The sequence below is a fragment of the Pyxidicoccus caerfyrddinensis genome, assembly GCF_010894405.1.
Classification (GTDB): domain Bacteria; phylum Myxococcota; class Myxococcia; order Myxococcales; family Myxococcaceae; genus Myxococcus; species Myxococcus caerfyrddinensis.
The window spans coordinates 221,621-238,176 of record NZ_JAAIYA010000011.1 but is presented as its reverse complement, the minus strand read 5'-3'; the positions used below and the strand labels follow the sequence as shown (position 1 = coordinate 238,176).

The 16,556-nt window shown below is 71.8% G+C and carries 11 protein-coding genes; 3 read left to right on the top strand and 8 right to left on the bottom strand.

What is annotated here, in order from left to right; all coding sequences use genetic code 11:
• Positions 1-116 precede the first annotated feature (116 nt).
• The 7 genes from G4D86_RS26825 to G4D86_RS26795 form a co-directional block, all read right to left on the bottom strand.
• Entirely contained in the window at positions 117-1,427 is a 1,311-nt protein-coding gene (locus tag G4D86_RS26825; RefSeq protein ID WP_163996887.1) for an adenylosuccinate synthase, read from the bottom strand.
• Between the two features lie 12 nt (positions 1,428-1,439).
• Positions 1,440-5,108: a UvrD-helicase domain-containing protein gene (locus G4D86_RS26820; RefSeq protein ID WP_163996886.1), complete on the bottom strand. Its 3,669-nt coding sequence runs from the start codon at positions 5,106-5,108 to the stop codon at positions 1,440-1,442.
• On the bottom strand, positions 5,105-8,347 hold the full coding sequence (locus tag G4D86_RS26815) for a PD-(D/E)XK nuclease family protein (RefSeq protein ID WP_163996885.1): 3,243 nt from the start codon (positions 8,345-8,347) through the stop codon (positions 5,105-5,107). The genes G4D86_RS26820 and G4D86_RS26815 overlap by 4 nt, the downstream gene beginning before the upstream one ends.
• A gap of 122 nt (positions 8,348-8,469) precedes the next feature.
• Positions 8,470-8,832 carry a hypothetical protein gene (locus tag G4D86_RS26810; RefSeq protein ID WP_163996884.1) on the bottom strand — a complete coding sequence of 121 codons (363 nt, stop codon included), beginning with the start codon at positions 8,830-8,832 and terminating at the stop codon, positions 8,470-8,472.
• Positions 8,833-8,977: 145 nt separating this feature from the next.
• The gene (locus G4D86_RS26805; protein WP_163996883.1) at positions 8,978-9,766 is read right to left on the bottom strand and encodes a GNAT family N-acetyltransferase; all 789 of its coding nucleotides are present in this window, start codon (positions 9,764-9,766) and stop codon (positions 8,978-8,980) included.
• Positions 9,767-9,802: 36 nt separating this feature from the next.
• Entirely contained in the window at positions 9,803-10,612 is an 810-nt protein-coding gene (locus tag G4D86_RS26800; RefSeq protein WP_163996882.1) for a GNAT family N-acetyltransferase, read from the bottom strand.
• Between the two features lie 42 nt (positions 10,613-10,654).
• Positions 10,655-11,599: a LysR family transcriptional regulator gene (locus tag G4D86_RS26795; RefSeq protein WP_163996881.1), complete on the bottom strand. Its 945-nt coding sequence runs from the start codon at positions 11,597-11,599 to the stop codon at positions 10,655-10,657.
• Between the two features lie 147 nt (positions 11,600-11,746).
• Between G4D86_RS26795 and G4D86_RS26790 the strand changes: the two genes are divergently transcribed.
• Positions 11,747-12,745, top strand: a complete 999-nt coding sequence (locus tag G4D86_RS26790; RefSeq protein WP_163996880.1) for an SMP-30/gluconolactonase/LRE family protein — start codon at positions 11,747-11,749, stop codon at positions 12,743-12,745.
• 13 nt (positions 12,746-12,758) lie between these two features.
• Here the strand turns inward: G4D86_RS26790 and G4D86_RS26785 are convergent, their stop codons facing one another.
• The gene (locus tag G4D86_RS26785) at positions 12,759-14,234 is read right to left on the bottom strand and encodes an adenylate/guanylate cyclase domain-containing protein (RefSeq protein WP_163996879.1); all 1,476 of its coding nucleotides are present in this window, start codon (positions 14,232-14,234) and stop codon (positions 12,759-12,761) included.
• 204 nt (positions 14,235-14,438) lie between these two features.
• Between G4D86_RS26785 and G4D86_RS26780 the strand changes: the two genes are divergently transcribed.
• Both G4D86_RS26780 and G4D86_RS26775 read left to right on the top strand, forming a co-directional pair.
• Positions 14,439-15,347 carry a phosphatase PAP2 family protein gene (locus G4D86_RS26780; RefSeq protein WP_163997039.1) on the top strand — a complete coding sequence of 303 codons (909 nt, stop codon included), beginning with the start codon at positions 14,439-14,441 and terminating at the stop codon, positions 15,345-15,347.
• Entirely contained in the window at positions 15,347-16,555 is a 1,209-nt protein-coding gene (locus tag G4D86_RS26775) for a dienelactone hydrolase family protein (protein WP_205519749.1), read from the top strand. Before G4D86_RS26780 ends, G4D86_RS26775 begins: the two co-directional genes overlap by 1 nt.
• The last annotated feature ends 1 nt before the right edge of the window (position 16,556 follow it).

Sequence of the window (16,556 nt, the reverse complement as noted above, 5' to 3'; positions counted from 1 at the left end):
CCCCCTGGGGTGACGACCCGGATGCCGTAGCAGAAACCCCGGGCCCCTGTCAGCCCACCTCGGACGGGCCCGTGTCAGCCCACCTTGGGCGGGGCCCGTCAGGACCCCGCCCCAGGTCAGCTCCGGAACGGGTTCTGGAGGAGCACCGTCTCGCCGCGGTCGGCGCCCACGGAGACGCACACCACGGGGACGCCGCTGACCTCTTCCACCCGGCGCACGTAGCGCTTGGCGTTCTCCGGCAGCTCATCAAACGTCCGCACGCCGGCAATCTTCTCGTCCCAGCCCGGCAGCGACTCGTAGATGGGCTTGACGCGGGCGAGGTCCTCGTAGTCGCCGGGCAGCTCGGTGATCTTCTGGCCGTCCAGCTCGTACGCGGTGCAGATGCACAGCGTCTTGAGGCCGCTGAGCACGTCCAGCTTGGTGAGGGCCATGCCCCACAGACCGTTGACGCGCGCGGCGTACCGGAGCACCACGCCGTCCAGCCAGCCGCAGCGGCGGGGACGGCCGGTGGTGGCGCCGTACTCGTCACCCACCTTGCGCAGCTGCTCACCCAGCGCGTCGTTCAGCTCGGTGGGGAACGGGCCGCCCCCCACGCGGGTGGTGTACGCCTTACTGATGCCCATCACCTTGTCGATGGCCGTGGGCCCCAGGCCCGAGCCCACCGCGGCGTTGCCCGCCACGCAGTTGGACGAGGTGACGAAGGGATAGGTGCCGTGGTCCACGTCCAGCAGCGTGCCCTGCGCGCCCTCGAAGAGGATGCGCGCGCCGCGGCGCACCTGCTCGGAGAGGAAGAGCGAGGCGTCGTGCACGTAGGGCTTGAGCCGCTCGCCCAGGGCGGAGAACTCCGCCAGCACCTGCGGCACCTCGAGCTGCGGCACCGGGTCTCCGGCCTTCGCGCACAGCTCCCTCAGCTCTTCCAGTGCCTGCGGGAGGCGCTCTTCAATCCGCTTCTTCAGCCGCTCCGCGTTGAGCAAGTCACGCACGCGGATGCCGCGGCGGGCGACCTTGTCCTCGTAGGACGGACCGATGCCCCGGCCCGTGGTGCCGATGGCGCTGCCGCCGCGCGCCTTCTCGCGGAAGCTGTCCAGCAGCTTGTGCCACGGGAAGATGACGTGGGCATTGTCGGAGATGATGAGCTGCGAGTCCTCCTTGAGGAAGCCGCGCGCCTTGAGCGCGTCGATTTCCCCGACGAGGACCGCGGGGTCCACCACCACCCCGTTGCCAATGACACACGTCTTGCCCGGGTGGAGGATGCCCGAGGGAATCAGGTGCAGCACCGTCTTCTGCCCACCCACCACGAGCGTATGGCCCGCGTTGTTGCCGCCCTGGAAACGGACGACCAACTGGGCGTGCTCGGTAAGCAGGTCGACGACCTTGCCCTTACCCTCATCTCCCCACTGCGCTCCGATGACGACGACGTTCGGCATGGTGCCCGCCGCTTAGCACGCGCCGGGGCCCGGGTGACAGTGTTCCGAGAAGCCACAATGAAGAGCCTGGCAGGCCGCCCTCTCCCGCCCGGGCCAGTCGCCCTGGACCTCCCCCCGGGCCAGCGCCTGGACGGCCCCCGCCAGCCGCCTGGCGGCCGCCTCCAGCCCCTTCGCGCCGGACAGCCACTCCGGCTCCGGGCGAGGCTCCCCCAGGAAGACCACTCCCACCCGCACCGGCACCCCTTCACGCACCATCCGCCGGGCGACCAGGTCCAGCGCCGCCAGCTCATGCGTGTAGGCCGCCGCGCCCACCGGATGTCGTCCGCCGGACTTGAGGGCCAGCACCACCGCCTCGCCCTCGGGTGACTCCCAGAGGATGTCCAGCTCGCCCTCCAGGGCAGCCCCACCTTCCAGCGCGAGGTGGAAGGGCAGGCCCCGGTGGACGGACTGCGCGGGCGACGTCGCCATGCGACGGGCCAGGTCCGTGCCGAGGAAGCGCTCCACCGCGCCCAGCACGCCCTCCATGCCCTCCTCGTCCGGGAGCGCGCCCGCGTCCCGCAGCAGCGCCTCCAGGTGGGCACGCCGCTCGGCGGGCTCCACGTCGGGGGCCGCGGCGAGCCGCAGGTCCACGCTTCGCAGCAGGCGCAGTGTCAGCCCCTCCGGGCTCTCGGCGGGCAACCACCCGTCGGGCTCCACCAGCGGCGGAGTGCCCCGGGGAGCGACTTCCCAGGGCCATGCCGCGCCGCGAAGCCCCAGCCGGTGCAGGTAGTGGAAGCGCCGGGGACAGGCCAGGAAGTCCTGCACCGCGCCCACGGAAGCCACCGCGGTTCCGGGCTCCTCGCCGTCCTCCGCGAGCCCACCGCGCACCCGCAGCAGCGCGGCCTCCACGCGGGCCCCGGCGAGCGCCATCGCCTCCGGGCCCGGCGGCTCGGGGTCCGCGGGCGGCGGGAGCGAGTCCACGTTCAAGTCGTCCACCAGCCCGCGCAGCTCCGAGTCGACGTCCAGGCGCGCGTCGATGAGGTGCCACCACGAGTCCTTGCCCCCGCGCGGCTCCGCGCCGCCCGACAGCACCAGCATGTCCCGGGCGCGGGTGAGGGCCACGTAGAGGAGGCGGCGGTACTCGGCGTCCTCGCGCGCCTTCAGCTCCGCCCTCACCGCGTCGAAGCGCGTGGACGTGTAGTCATCGTCCAGCGAGTCCGGCACCCACGGGCGCAGGGAGATGCCGTGCGAGCGCTCGAAGTGCGCGCGGCCGCTGGAGGTACGCCGCCGCCCGCCGAGGGCCGGCACCACGACGATGGGCCACTCCAGGCCCTTGGCGCGGTGGATGGTGAGCAACTGCACCGCGCGCGGGTCTCCCGCGTCCAGCAGGTCCGCCTGCGCCTCGGTGGGGTCGTTCTCCGCCAGCATGCGCAGCTCGCGCGCGAAGGCCACGCACCCGCCCGTGCCGCGCTCGTCGCGCCGCGAGGCCAGCGCCAGCAGCTTCTCCACGTTGGCGCTCGCCTGCTCCGCGTAGGGCGAGCCCGCCAGCGCCTCGCGGTAGCCCGTCACGTCCAGCGCGGACAGCAGCAACTCCCGCACGCCCAGCCTGTCCCGCTCGCGCCGCAGCGAGGGCAGCGCGCCCAGGAAGCGCTCCAGCCGCAGCCGCTCACGCTCTGGAATGGATTCCAATACCTTGGCATCCGTCAGTCGTGGTGACGCCAGCGACAGGGGCTGGTCCCCCGCGATGAGAAACAGCGACGCGTCCGACAGGCCCACCAGCGGCGAGCGCAGCACCGCGGCGAAGCCAAGCGAGTCCTCCGCGTCCGCCAGCAGCGCCAGCAGCGAGGCCAGGTCCAGCACCTCCTGCGCGCCGTAGAAGCCCCGCCCGCGCAGCACCCGGTGCGGCACCCCGTGGCGGATGAGCGCCTGCCGGTACACCTCCAGGTGCGTGAAGGTCCGGAAGAGCATGGCCACGTCGCCACCCCGCGCCGGTCGCAGTCCCTCGCCGTCCTCGTTCTTCACGGTAGGTGGAGCCCCGGGCGCCAGCAGGCACCGCAGCCGCCGGGCCACCGAGTCCGCGTCCAGCCAGCGCAAGTCTCCCGCCGTGTCCGCCTCTTCCAGTTGCAGCCGCTCCACCACCGGCGCCTCGGTGAGGGACGGACGAAACGGGGACAGGTCGTCCTCCCCGGGGACGTAGACCACCTCGAAGGGGCGAGGCGCCTGCGCGTCGGCGGCGACGAGCACGCCGGCGAACGTCCGGTTGAAGAAGGACAGGAGCCCCGGCACCGAGCGGCGGTTCTGCTGGAGGAAGCCGCGCGTGCCGCCCTCGTCTTCAATCTTCTTCGCCAACACGGAGAAGACGGAGACGTCCGCGCCGCGGAACTCGTAGATGGACTGCTTGCGGTCTCCCACCGCGCAGAGGAAGGCGGGCTCCAGCGGCAGCGCCGTCGCCAGGTTCGCGTCCTTCGGCAGCTCGCGCGGCCCGCCCTCGCGCTGCTCCGCGAGCAGCAGCACCAATTCCAACTGGAGGCGGTTGGTGTCCTGGAACTCGTCCACCAGCAGCGCGCCGATGCGCTCCTGCACCTGGCGGCGGAACTCCGGGAAGTCTCGCAGCAAGTCACGGGACTTCACGAGCAGCGACGTGAAGTCGAACACGTTGCGCCGGGACAATTCCGTGTCGTGGCGCTCTTCCACCTGCGTCAGCAAATCTCGGAAGGTGGCCTCGAAGGGGGCGGTGCGCCACGCGGCCCAGGCGTCGTCGATGCGCGGCACGGAGCCATCGCTCTTGCCGAAGACGCGCCAGTACACCTCGCGGATGGGGCCCGCGGCGCCCTTGCTCAGCCGTGCGTGATTGCGCCCGTCCGCCTTGAAGCAGGCCCGCATCCACGGGAAGCGCTCGCCCGTGCCGAAGTTCTCCACCGTCATCCCGTTGAGCGCGCGCTCCAGCCCGCCGAGCAGCCGGCTCCACTCGCCCTTCACGTCCAGCCCCTGCGCCTCGGAGCAGAGCTGCAGGCACTTCTTGATGGACTCCTCCAGCTCCACGCGAGCCTCGGCCGCATCACCCACGGCGGCGGTGGCGGCGCGCAGTCCCTCCTCGCGCAGCTTGCGGTAGACGGACACCAGCGCGGCCACCAGTCCGTCGGAGAAGCCCGAGCCGGAGAAGCCCTGCTCCTGGCACAGCTCGCGCACCTGCGCGTCGCCCTTTTCCAGCGCATCCAGCACCACGCGCTCGCACACGTCCTGCACCAGGCCCGTGGCCTCCAGTTCGTCCAGCACCTCGAAGTTCGGGTCGATGCCCACCGCCGGGGGCGCGCGGCGCAGCAACTGTCCGCAGAGCGAGTGGAAGGTGCCCACCGTGGCCCCGCCCAGCTCCTCACGCAATTGCCGCCACACGTCCGGCAGCGGGAAGGGCTTGTCCACCCGTGCCAGCGAGGCGCGCAGCTCCGTCTCCTGGTCCTGCCGCGTGTCACCCTGCGCCAGCCCGTCCAGCCGCTGCCGCACGCGCGAGCGCATCTCCGCGGCGGCCTTGTCCGTGAACGTGAGCATGCACAGCCGCGACGGGCGCACCGCCGCGCCGACCTCGCGCGCGCCCGCGAGCAGGTGCAGCGTCATCGTCACCAGGCTGTACGTCTTGCCCGCGCCCGCGCCGGCCATCAGGGCCAGGTTGCGCTCCAGCGCGAAGAGGGACGGCGTGTCGCTCATCCGCCCTCCTCCGTCATGCGGCGCTCGGTAATCCGGCACACGGCGCGGAAGCCACACGTGCCGCAGTCCTGGGGCCGCGCGGCGAAGCGCCCCTCGCGCAGCGTATTCACGAGCGACTCCACCGCGTTGGGCAGGTTGAGGCCCTGCTTCTCCGCCACCTGCGCGCGCACCTCCGGGTCCGTGGACAGCAGCTCGTCCATCTCCTGCGCGGAGACGACCTCGGAGAGGTGGATGGTGGCGCCGGTGCGCAGCGAGAACCACGCCGCCTGCTTCGCTTCCTTGTGGCCGCTCTCCCGCGCCGCGTAGAGGTACAGCGGGAGCTGGAAGTCCGACGTGAGCAGCTTCTCCTTCAGCGCGCGCTTGTCCAGCCGGCCGGACTTGTAGTCGATGACGCCCACGTCACCGCCCGCCATGTCGAGCCTGTCTATCTTCCCCTCGAAGACGATGGCGTCGCCGCCAATCGGGAGGATGACGTTGCGCCACTTGTCGTCCACGGCGGCGGGGCCGAACTGCAGCTCGAAGCCCTGCGGCACCATCTTGTCGAAGGGCAGCCCGCGCCGCTCGTCCACGAGGATGCGGCGGGCCATGGCGCGGGCGCGCTCGTGCGCCAGCTTCCAGAGCGCGGGGTGGCCCACGTGGTGGAACTTCTCGAAGTGCTTGATGGCGGACTTGAGCGCCGCGTCCAGCACCTCTTCCGGCACGTCCTCGGGCGCCTTGCCCAGCAGTTCGTGCTCCTTGAGCGACTTGAACACCTCTTCCACCACGCGGTGCCAGAAGGTGCCGCGGCCGCGCGCGTCGAACTCCTCGCCCGGCGCGTCGGGCTCCGACACCTTCAGCCCGTACGTGAGGAAGCCCTGGAAGCCGCAGTTGCCGAAGCGCGCCAGCGCGGACGCGGACAGCGGGCGCGTGAGGTCGAAGCGGAACGTCTCCCGCAGTGACTCGCGCATCGTGTTGACATCCACCGAGCCGGAGTACGGCCCCGGCTGCCGGTTCGGGTCGCCGAAGAAGAACAGGCGCTCCACCTCCACCAGCGACAGCTCGCGCGCGCCCGTGTACCAGGGCTCCTTCTCGAACTGGCGCTTGAGCAGCGGGGCCGCCGGGTCCGGCTCGGTGACGCGCAGCTTCGGCTGGGCCAGCGCCTCCAGCGCGACGCAGCGGCGCAGCTCGGCCTCGGTGAGCACCTCGTCCAGCGGAGGAATGGGCGGCAACGAGCGCGGCGTCCACTTCAGCGCGGTGAGCCGGCGCACCTCCTCCAGGAACGCGGACGGCACCTGTTCCTGCCCGCCCGCGGCCTCCATGGCGAAGGACAGGCTCATCGTCTCCTCCGCGACGGCCAGCGCGCTGGCGAACAGCAGCCGGTCCTCGGTGAGGCGCCATGCCGCGCGGTCCTCGAACTCGCCGCCGGTGAGGCGGAACACGTCGCGGCCCAGGTGCTGATTGAGCGCCGAGCGCTCCGCGTCCCCCAGCAGAGGAGAAGGCGCGTCCCGTCCGGGGAAGCGGCCCTCCGTCATGCCCGCGAGGAAGAGGTGACGGAAGGTGCGGCCCGGCAGCTCGGCCACGTCGAGCACCTCCACCGCGCCGCTCCGTGGACCTCGCGGCGGCAGGTGCGCGTCCGCCATGGCGTCGCGCAGCCACCGGCCGAAGGTGCGCCGCCGCAGCTTCGGCCCGCCGCCCACGGCCTTCATCATCCGCGACAGCCCCTGCACACGCTGGCGCAGTGCCTCGCGCGCGGCCTCGTCCCGCGCCCGCGCGTCCACGGCCCGGGCGCCCAGGCCGCCTTCCTCGCGCGACTCCAGCGGCCCTTCCGTGTCCACCAGCCCCAGCCGCTCCACTGCGTGCCACCACGCGGTGAGCAGCTCCCCGGCGGTGCCCTCCTCGGGGATGCGGCGGCAGAAGTCCATCAGCAACATGCAGCGCTCGCGCAGCACCTGCACGGTGTGGACGCGGCTGCCGGCCTCCTTCTTCTGCGCGCCGTAGAGCGCGAGCAGCCGCCGGGCGAGCCCCTCCAGGCGCACGTCATAGGCACCGCGGTTGCGCAGCGCGCCCAGCTTGTCGTCACGCACGGCGGCGAGGGCGAAGAGGCTCGCGGGCGCGTCCGGGCCTCCGCGCGACAGCGTGGGCGCGTAGCGGCTGCCCACCAACTCCGCGACGCGCTCGGCGGGGAAGCCGTCCTCCACCAGCATCGGCAAATCCAACGCGAGCCGCACCGGACCGGCCAGGGCCAGCGGCTCGCCCCAGGGCAGGCGCACCGGCACACCCAGTTCGCCCAGCGACTCCGCGAGCCACCCGGCCTCCGGCCCCGGCTCGCGCCAGGCAATCGCGATGTCCCCGGGCGAGGCCCCTTCCGCGATGAGCCGCCGCACGTCGCGGGCGACGAGGCGCGCCTCCTCGCGGGCCGTGGCCGCGCTCCACACGCGCAGGGCGGGCACGGTGTCCTTCAACACGTCGCGCGGGGAGCGCGGCGAGAACAGGTGCCGACCCAGGTCGATGAATGGCCGGCCCTCGAAGGTGACGTCCGCCTTGAAGAGGTCCACGTGCGGCAGCGTCTCGCCGCGGTTCTCGAAGGCGCGGAAGAGGGCCGCCAGCGCCGCGTCCGCCGCGGGCGAGCCTCCCACCGGCGTCTCCACCCGCAGCGTCACCCGCCGCGACTCGCACGCCGCCACCAGTGCCAGCAGCAGCTCCAGCCCGGACGGGCGTACGTCGTAGATGCCGTGCAGCACGAGCGCGCCCACGCCCTCCCAGCCCACCGGCCAGGCTCCGCTGGCCAGGGCCTCGCGAGCACCGCGCATCACGTCCTCGCGGTCCGCCAGCCCCAGCTCCGCCATCTTCTGCTCGTACAGGTGGTACAGGCGGGCGAGCACCCGGCCCCGCTTCTGCCGGTCCGGCGGCAGCACCTCCACCGCGTCCTGCAGCTCGCGCGCGGTGAGGCGGCCGGCCTTCAAGTCCAGCACCACGTCCAGCGCGGCGCGGGCGAAGGCGGGCTCGCGCACGTACTCGCCGAACGGCGTGGGCCCCAGGGCGGGCCCCAGTGAAGCCACCACGGTGCGCGCGGCCATCGCCGGACAGGGGCGCCGGTTCAGCTCCCGTGCGCCGCCCAGGGCGTGCAGCAGCTCGTCCCAGGTGAGCAGGTTGGCGCCCACCGACAGCCCGCTCGCATCCCCCCCGGCGCGCAGCGCTGCCTGGCGCCGGCCGGCATCGGGGTACACGCGGAGGGTGCGGCCGGGGGGACGGGGGGGCATTCGGGAGCGGATTGTAGAACGACCGGGCGGGTGGCTTTCATGCTCCTTTACGAGCCCGCCGCCCAGGTCCTTTCAACGCTCGCCTGTCTGCCCTGCTCGGGAAGAGAGACTTCCCGGACTTCTCAGAGGACGTTCTGGATGAAGTTGCCGACGCCGCCATTGGCCAGCGTGTCGAGGTCGGCCCGAATCGCATAGCCGTAGTTCGAGCGGTCGATGAGGTCTTCGTCGTAGTTGGCGACCTCATACTTCACGCGGTTGGTGAGGTTCACCTCCCGGGTGAAGAAGCCGAACATCTGGGCGATGCCCGAGTCCACGTCCTCCAGTCTCTCACGGGCGATGATGACGCCCACCTCGAAGTGCGGCGGCTTCACCGCCGCCAGGTGGGAGCCGTCGAAGTGGACCTCGACGTCCGCACCCGCGGCCCGCAGCGCCTGGATGTGCCGTAGGCGCACCTTGCTCGTCACCTTGAAGCTCGAACCCGCCATTGTCGTTGCTCTCCCGTGTCGCCGGACTGGAGCGAACAATGACAGCACCGTGCCGTGCGGCGGAAGGGAGGCCCCCCTGGGTGCGGAGCGACCAGGGGCGCACGCCGCCGCGGCATGGACGGACGCGGTGGCGTTCGGGCGGGGCTCAGCCGTGGGCGGGCGCCGCGGCGTCGACGTAGAACAGCATCCGCGTGAGGAACCGGAAGCCGACGCGCTCGTAGAGGCGGCCGGCCTCCTCGGTGATGGTGCTCAGGAACAGCACCTCCACGCCTCGCGAGAAGGCCTCTTCGGTCGCGCGCGACACGAGCGCCGCGCCGATGCCGCGCCCCCGCCACTCCTGGAGCGTCGCGACGCCCGCGAGCTCGGAAGTGCCCTCATGGGGTGAGGAGAACAGCCCGCCCGCCACCGGGCGCCCGTCCATCCTCGCGAGGACCGCACGGCCATCCTTCAGGTCCGCGAGCGTCTTCGAGACCTCCTCGTCGCTCACCGTCACCGTCTCCTCCGGGTTGAAGCCCAGGCGCGTGGTGACGCAGAAGTCGCGGACGTCCTCGCGAGGCGAGTCCGGCGAGAGCACCGTGAGCGAGAGCCCCTCCGGCCCCTTGAACGGGACATAGGTGTCGCGCGTGCAGACCATCAACCGGGCCTCGGCCTCCTGGCGGTAGCCGGCGTCGCGCAGCATGCCGGCCAATTCGGGGGCGAGTGCGTCGACGTATTCGAAGCGGGGCACGCGCTGACGCGCCCCGAACTCCGAGCGGAGCTTCCGCAGGGCTTCGCGCGTGTCTCCCGTCACCGGCCCGTCGGGGATGACGTAGTTCAGGTAGACCATCGCGTCGAACGGATGGAAGTAGGCGGTGAAGGGCGGGACGGGGACGCAGGTGTAGCGCTCCCTCGCGGCCTGGCGCATCGACTCCTGCAGTCGTTCGATGAGGTTCATGGCCGCGCACCGTAACAGGACGATGTCGTGCCCGCGCTACGGCGTGAGGCGATGGACGAGCTCCAGCTGCGAGAGCGCCGGATGCGAGAACCCCGCGCCGAGGAAGAAGCGGTCGCACAGTCCTTCCGGGACGATGGCGCTCGCCGCGATGGGCTTGCCCGGCCACGCCGCCGCCAGCGCGCGGAGCAGCCTGCGTCCGAAGCCCTTCCCCCGCGCTTCCGGCTCCACGGCGATGGCACGCAGCGCGAGCGTGGGCGCGGAGACATCCCCGAGCACCGCCACCGCCGGCCCGAGCCGGAACGCCCGCGCGGGAAGCGCGAGCCCCGCCACCGTGGACGGAGCCATCTGCCAGGGCAGGTCGTCGGGAAGCAGTCGCGCGCAGGCCAGGGGCTCCACCTCCTCCAGGGCGGCCGGCTCCGGTGATGGCATCCCCACGAAGCCCACCAGCCGGCGCACGCGCTGGAAGCCCAGGCGCTCGTAGAGCTTCACTGCGGGGGCGTTCTGTTCGATGACCTCCAGCACCATGCGCGTATCTCCGCGCGTACGGGCCTCCTCCAGCAGCGGCAGCAGCATGGACGCGCCCAGCTTGCGATTGCGGTGCGACGGCACGATGCCCATGCCGGCGACGCGGCTCACCCTTCCCCGCCGGGCCATCAGCACCAGCCCCACCGGCTCGCCGTCCACCCGTGCGACGCGGCTGTCCGCCAGGGAGATGTGCTCGGTCCGCACGCGCGCGTCGAACAGCACGGGTGCGTCGGGGACGGTGACGAAGTAGCCCTCGAAGGAGCGGGCGAAGAGCGTGGAGAGCGCGCGCGGCGAGAGGTCCGAAGCGAGGCTGAGTTCCATGAAGTCCTTCCAGGCGTGAGGCTGCCGTTGTCTAGCAAATCCTCACGCCCCCGAGCGACGCGAACCCACCCGCTCCCACGGAGGCATGCCCGCGTACCGCTCCGCGAGGAAGGAGACGAAGGCCTTCACCTTCGACGGAACCAGCCGCCCCGGCGGGTGCACCGCGAAGATACCGGTGTCTGGCACCGACCAGCCCTCCAGCACCCGCACGAGCCGCCCGGCGCGCAGGTCCTCCGCGATGAGGAACGTGGCGAGCATGGTGACGCCACAGCCCGCCACCGCCGCCAGTCGCAGCGCCTCGGCGTTGTCCGCGACGAGCACCGGACGGCCCTTCGCCGCCGCCTGCTCCTCTCCCCGGTGGAGGTTCCACACCTGCCCGTCCGCGAGCGGGCTGAAGAAGAGGCAGGGATGGTGGACGAGGTCCTCGGGCTTCGCCAGCGGCCGGCGGCCCCGGAGGTAGGAGGGGGCCGCGCAGAGGATGCGGTGGTTCGTCGCGAGCCGGCGCACGACGAGGCTGGAATCCGTGAGCGCGCCGATGCGGATGGCCACGTCGAAGCCCTCCTGCACGAGGTCCACGTAGCGGTCCATGAACGAGAGCTCCAGTCCGATGCGCGGGTAGCGGCGCAGGAAGTCCGGCAGCAGCGGCGCCACCTGGAGCTGGCCGAACAGGTTGGGCACGGCCACCCGCAGCCGTCCCCGGGGCTCACCCGCCAGGCCCGAGACGAGCGCCTCCGCGTCCTCCACACGGGTTAGCACGTCGCCGCACCGCTCCAGGTACAGCGTCCCAGCCTCCGTCAGCGACACGTGGCGCGTGGTGCGCCGCAGGAGCGCGGTGCCCAGCGCGTCCTCCAGTCTCGCGATGCGCCGGCTCAACGCGGAGGCGCTGATGCCGAGCTCCCGTGCCGCATCCGCGAAGCTCAAGGCCCGCGCCACCGCCGTGAAGCTGAGCATGTCCTCCAGCCGGTCCCTCAGTGCCGCGCGCTCCATCCCACGCCTCCACATTGTTGCGTGCCGTGCACGAGTGTAGTGCGGCATCCCCCGATGATGGGACACGCGCCGTGAGCTACTGGTGCATGGCACGCACTGGAAGCACGGGGGCCCGTCGATGGCCCTCACGTCCCCTCGAGGCCCGCCATGACCTGCCTTCACCTCGTTGCCGCCCTCGCCGCAACCCTCCTCACTGCCACACCCGAAGGCGTACCCCCGAGCCGCGAGCGGCTGTCCCTCCCCGAAGGCTTCGCATACCCCAACGGCATCGCCCACTCGGAGGACGGGACGCTCTACGTCGGCTCGGTGTCGAGCGGGCGCATCCTGCGACGGGCTCCGGGAGGTGGGTGGACGGTGCTGTTCCCCGGATCCGAGGAGGTCTTCGCCGTGACGAGCCTGCGACTGGATGCACCGCGCGGCCTGCTGTGGGGGACCTCTCCCGACGTCATGGGGCTGATGCGCCCGGATGACTCCCTGGGGAGGCGTGCGCACCGGCTCTTCGCGGTGGATGCACGTACCGGCGAGGTACGACGCATCATCCCCGTGCCCGAGGGAGGCCTGGGCAATGACATCACCGTCGCACCGGATGGCGGGCTGTACGTGACGGACAGCACGCGGGCCGCGGTCCTCTACCTGAGGCCCGGCGGTGAGCGTCTGGAGACGTACGTGTCCGACGCGCGCTTCGCGTCGAAGGCCACGGGGCTCTCCGGCATCGGGCCCGCGGGAATCGCCCTGGCTCAGGACGGGAAGACGCTCGCCATCAACACGTTTGGGCCCGGCCGGCTCTTCCTCGTGCGCCCGGGTGCGGCGGGAGCGACTCCCTCCGTGAGCGAGGTGGAATTGCCGCGCAGGTTGGAGAATCCGGATGGGATGCGCTTCGCACCGGATGGCCGCCTGCTCGTGTTGGAGGGCGCGTCCCAGAGCGGCGATGGACGCGTGGTCCGCATCGAGGTGCTCGGGAAAGCCGCGGGTCCGAGGCGCATCGAGGTGCTGGCCTCCGGAATGGAGTCCCCCGTCAACCTCACGGTGGAAGCGAATGGCCGCGTCTGGGTCACCGAGGCCCGGCTGCGCGACCGGCTCCTGAAGGGAGCGGCGGCGAAGGTGCCGGACGCGTTCTGGGTGACGGCGCTGTCCACCCAGAACTGAGCGGTGTCCGTGCCTACGCGGCCTGGCTGTCTTCGGCCCCGCGCGCCAACGTGAAGAGGCGCATCGGCTCCGCGACGCCCTTGAGGGTGACGGACTCCACCTCGCGGACGTCGAGCCTCCCCGCGACGCGGCGGGCCACCTCGTCACTGAAGAGGAGCGAAGGCAGTGGTTCGCGGGCACGGCTCTCGATGCGGGCGGCGACGTTGACGGCGTGACCGATGACGGTGAACTCCAGCCGCTCCGCGCAGCCGAGGTAGCCCGCGACGACCTCGCCCGCGTGCACGCCGATGCCCGCCTGGAGGTGCAGCCCGCGTCCGGCGAGCCGGGTGTTGTAGTCCTTCAGGCGCTGCTGCATCTCCCGCGCGGCGGCCACGGCGGCGGCGGCCGGATTGTCCGTGCCCTCGGTGAGACCGAAGACCGCGAGCACCGCGTCGCCGATGAACTTGTCCACCATACCGCCGTGCTTCTGGATGGCGGCGACCATCTCCCCGAAGTAGCCGTTGAGCACCTCGATGAGGTCCTCGGGGGAGAGCGACTCGGACAGCGGGGTGAAGTCGCGCAGGTCGCTGAAGAGGAGGACCATGTCGCGTCGGCGTCCTCCCAGCTCGGCGGTGCGTCCCGGGCGCGCGTAGTTCTCGATGAACTCGTTGGCCACCTGCGGTGAGACGAAGCGGCCGAAGGCTTCACGGATGCGCTCACGGAGGCGGAGCCCGTCGGCCATGTCGTTGATGCCCAGGGCGATGAGCCCCAATTCGTCCGGGCGGCTCGTGGACGCGGCGGGATGGAGGTCTCCGCTGCCGACGCGGCGCACCGCCTCCAGCAGTTTCTCCGAGTCCCGCCGCAGGCTGGTGCCATAGGCCATGGCCGCGACGAGTGCGGCCGCGGTGATGAGGACCGCGAGGATCGAGGCTTCCATCAGGGTCTGCCGGGAGCCGTGGAACTCACCCACCATGCGCACCAGGACGAGCATCAGCACCAGCACAGGGATGGTGGTGAAGACGACGTAGCCCTCCATGAGCCGGTGGCCCAGGCGCTCGCGCAGCTGCGCCACGGGTGAGGACGTGGAGGGGTGGAGCTGCTCGAAGAGGAGGTACTCCACCTGGGCGACGATGCCGCCGCCGAGCAGCCAGTACCCGACGGCGAGCTTCACGTGACTGAAGAATGGGAAGTCCCGGTAGAGCAAGAGGTGCAGCGTGAAGGCCGCGAAGCCCATCACCACCCAGGTGCCGACCGAGAGCAGATAGGCATGGCGAGCCGGAGTGCGGCTCGCGTCTGGCTCGGGTGCGAACCGGAACACCGCCTCCCGAAGGAGCATGTGGACGCCGGAGAGCCCGAGCACGGTGCTCAACAGCACGGGAGGCGACAGCGAACAGATATACGTGCAGACGAGCCGCGCGTAGAGGTACGTGAACGCGCCCACCAGGAGCGTGCCTCCGTGCAGCGCGAGGCGGACCTTGAGCGGGAACCGGGTGGCGAAGGAAGTCGTCATGGCGTGTTCGCCCCGCGACTCTAGGCCATCCACCGCCAGGGCGTTCACCGAGCCCCGGCGCTGACGCGGCGGGTCGGCGGAGTCCAGCGAGCGGGCAGGCAGAAGGGCTCACGAGAGAGTGTGGCGCGAGCACCGGCGCCACCGGCCTCAATTTCACGGAGGTATGGGCCGTCGGGAGGTGGAACGGTGATGCGGGAGCCCCCTATGCTCGGCTCCGTGCGCCCTGCTCCCACCGCCGTCGTGTTGGCCTTCCTGCTGGCCCTCGCACCCCTGTCGCCCGCCTCCGCGCAGGAGGACTCGAAACAGCCCACGCTCCACGAGCTCCGCTTCGACTGGAAGCGGGACGGCCTCATCACCGGCACCGCTGCCGCGCTGTGGATTTCCAGCGAGGCCCTCTTCAAGGACGACCTCGCCCCCGCGCAGTGCCGCTGGTGCGACCGCGCTCCCGACGGCACCGACACCCTCAACCGCCTGGACCGCTGGGGCCGAGGGCTCGCGGGTGAGACGGAGCAGTCCCGCAAGCGCGCCGACACCTGGAGCAACGTCCTCGGCTTCGCCGTGGTGCCCGCCAGCATCCTCGGCGTCCAGTACGCCGTGGGCCGCGGCTCCGGCATGCCCAATCGCTTCTTCGCCGAGGACGCCACCATCATCCTCCAGAGCGCCGTGCTCGCGTCCGTGGCCAACCAGACGGTGAAGTTCATCGTCGGCCGCGAGCGCCCCTTCGTGCACCAGCTCCCCGAAGACCAGAAGGGCCTCACCGCCCACCCCAGCGACAACAACCTCTCCTTCTACAGCGGCCACACCAACCTCATGTTCTCCATGGTCGTGTCCGCGGGCACCGTGGCCGCGATGCGCGGCTATGAGCACCAGGGCTGGATCTGGGCCGTGGGCCTGCCGCTCGCCACCTCCGTGGGCCTGCTGCGCATGGGCGCCGACAAGCACTACCTCACCGATGTCGTCACCGGCGCCGTGATGGGCTCGGCGTTCGGCGTGGCCGTCCCTCTCCTGCTGCACAAACGCACCGGAGCCACCACGGGCCCGGACCGTCCGGGCACCGTGCGGATGATGCCCATGGCCGGCGCGCACATGGCGGGAATCTCGGGCACCTTCTGATGGGCACGCGCGCGCTCGGGACCTGGCTGCTGGCGCTGTCCGTCCTGTCCGGCTGCAGCGCGACCCCTCCTGCCCCCACCTTCCGTCCCCTGGTGGCACCGGCCCCCGCGAGCACCGCCCCCGCGATCTGGGGTCCGCTCCGCATGGGCCCCCATGACGTGGGCCTGCGCGTGCGGGCCCTCCCCGCCGGGAAGGACGCCGCCGACGCGCACCCGCTCCAGCTCACCGTCTGGTATCCCGCGCGCGCCGGAGCCTCCGCCTCACGCCTGCACTACCGCGACTACGTGGGCCTCACCGGCTCCGAGCAGCATCCAGAGTCCTCGGAGGACCCGGCCGTCTCCGAGGCCGCCGTGGCCCGCTACCAGCAACTCGTCACGGGGATGGGACTGCCCGCGGCGGACGTGTCGGCCTGGCTGGGCACCGAGGTCGCCGCCGTGCGCGGAGCCACTCCGGCCCAGGGCCGCTATCCGCTGGTGCTCGTGGCGCAGGGCCGCTTCCACTCCGCGCACCACCAGGCGGTGCTGGCCGAGTTCCTCGCGAGCCACGGCTACGTCGTGGCCACCACGCCCTTCCCCACGCACCTCGCGCCCCCTTCGGAGAACGAGGACGTCCTCGCCATCGCACGGGGACAGGCCCGGGAGCTTGCGCGCGCGCTCGAGGTCATGAAGGTGGACACGAGCGTGGACGCCTCCCACGTGGCCCTGGTGGCGCACAGCTTCGGGGCTCGCGCCGCGTTCCTCTTCGCGCGGGAACACCCGGAGACAGAGGCCCTCGTGAGCCTGGACGGTGGCATCGCCAACCGCATGGGCAAGGAGTGGCTCACCGGACTCACCGACTTCCGCCCGGAAGACCTCCACGTGCCGCTGCTCCACCTCTACCAGGAGGGCGACGCGGTGGTGGTGCCCGACTTCGACCTCGTGCGCTCGCTGCGCGGCGCGGACCGGTGGCTCGTGCGCGTCGCGGGGCTGCGGCACTTCGACTTCACCAGCGTCGGCGCCGCCACCGCCGTGGCCCCCGCCCTGGCACCCGAGGGCCAGTCCGCGGCCACCTCACGCGGCTGGGCCGCCTGTGCCCATGCCACGCGCGTCTTCCTGGAAGCGAACGTCCGTCAGCAGGCGCGCGCACTCGAGTCGCTCGCGGTACCGCCGGGCCCGGCTCGCGCCAGGCCCGCGCTCACCGTGACGCACCTCGCACCAGGGCAGCCCTGAG

Excerpts from the sequence above, each read along its gene's own strand:
- G4D86_RS26825 (WP_163996887.1), bottom strand. The coding sequence starts at position 1,427 with ATGCCGAACGTCGTCGTCATCGGAGCGCAGTGGGGAGATGAGGGTAAG.
- G4D86_RS26820 (WP_163996886.1), bottom strand. The coding sequence starts at position 5,108 with ATGAGCGACACGCCGTCCCTCTTCGCGCTGGAGCGCAACCTGGCCCTG.
- G4D86_RS26815 (WP_163996885.1), bottom strand. The coding sequence starts at position 8,347 with ATGCCCCCCCGTCCCCCCGGCCGCACCCTCCGCGTGTACCCCGATGCC.
- G4D86_RS26810 (WP_163996884.1), bottom strand. The coding sequence starts at position 8,832 with ATGGCGGGTTCGAGCTTCAAGGTGACGAGCAAGGTGCGCCTACGGCAC.
- G4D86_RS26805 (WP_163996883.1), bottom strand. The coding sequence starts at position 9,766 with ATGAACCTCATCGAACGACTGCAGGAGTCGATGCGCCAGGCCGCGAGG.
- G4D86_RS26800 (WP_163996882.1), bottom strand. The coding sequence starts at position 10,612 with ATGGAACTCAGCCTCGCTTCGGACCTCTCGCCGCGCGCGCTCTCCACG.
- G4D86_RS26795 (WP_163996881.1), bottom strand. The coding sequence starts at position 11,599 with ATGGAGCGCGCGGCACTGAGGGACCGGCTGGAGGACATGCTCAGCTTC.
- G4D86_RS26790 (WP_163996880.1), top strand. The coding sequence starts at position 11,747 with ATGACCTGCCTTCACCTCGTTGCCGCCCTCGCCGCAACCCTCCTCACT.
- G4D86_RS26785 (WP_163996879.1), bottom strand. The coding sequence starts at position 14,234 with ATGACGACTTCCTTCGCCACCCGGTTCCCGCTCAAGGTCCGCCTCGCG.
- G4D86_RS26780 (WP_163997039.1), top strand. The coding sequence starts at position 14,439 with ATGCTCGGCTCCGTGCGCCCTGCTCCCACCGCCGTCGTGTTGGCCTTC.
- G4D86_RS26775 (WP_205519749.1), top strand. The coding sequence starts at position 15,347 with ATGGGCACGCGCGCGCTCGGGACCTGGCTGCTGGCGCTGTCCGTCCTG.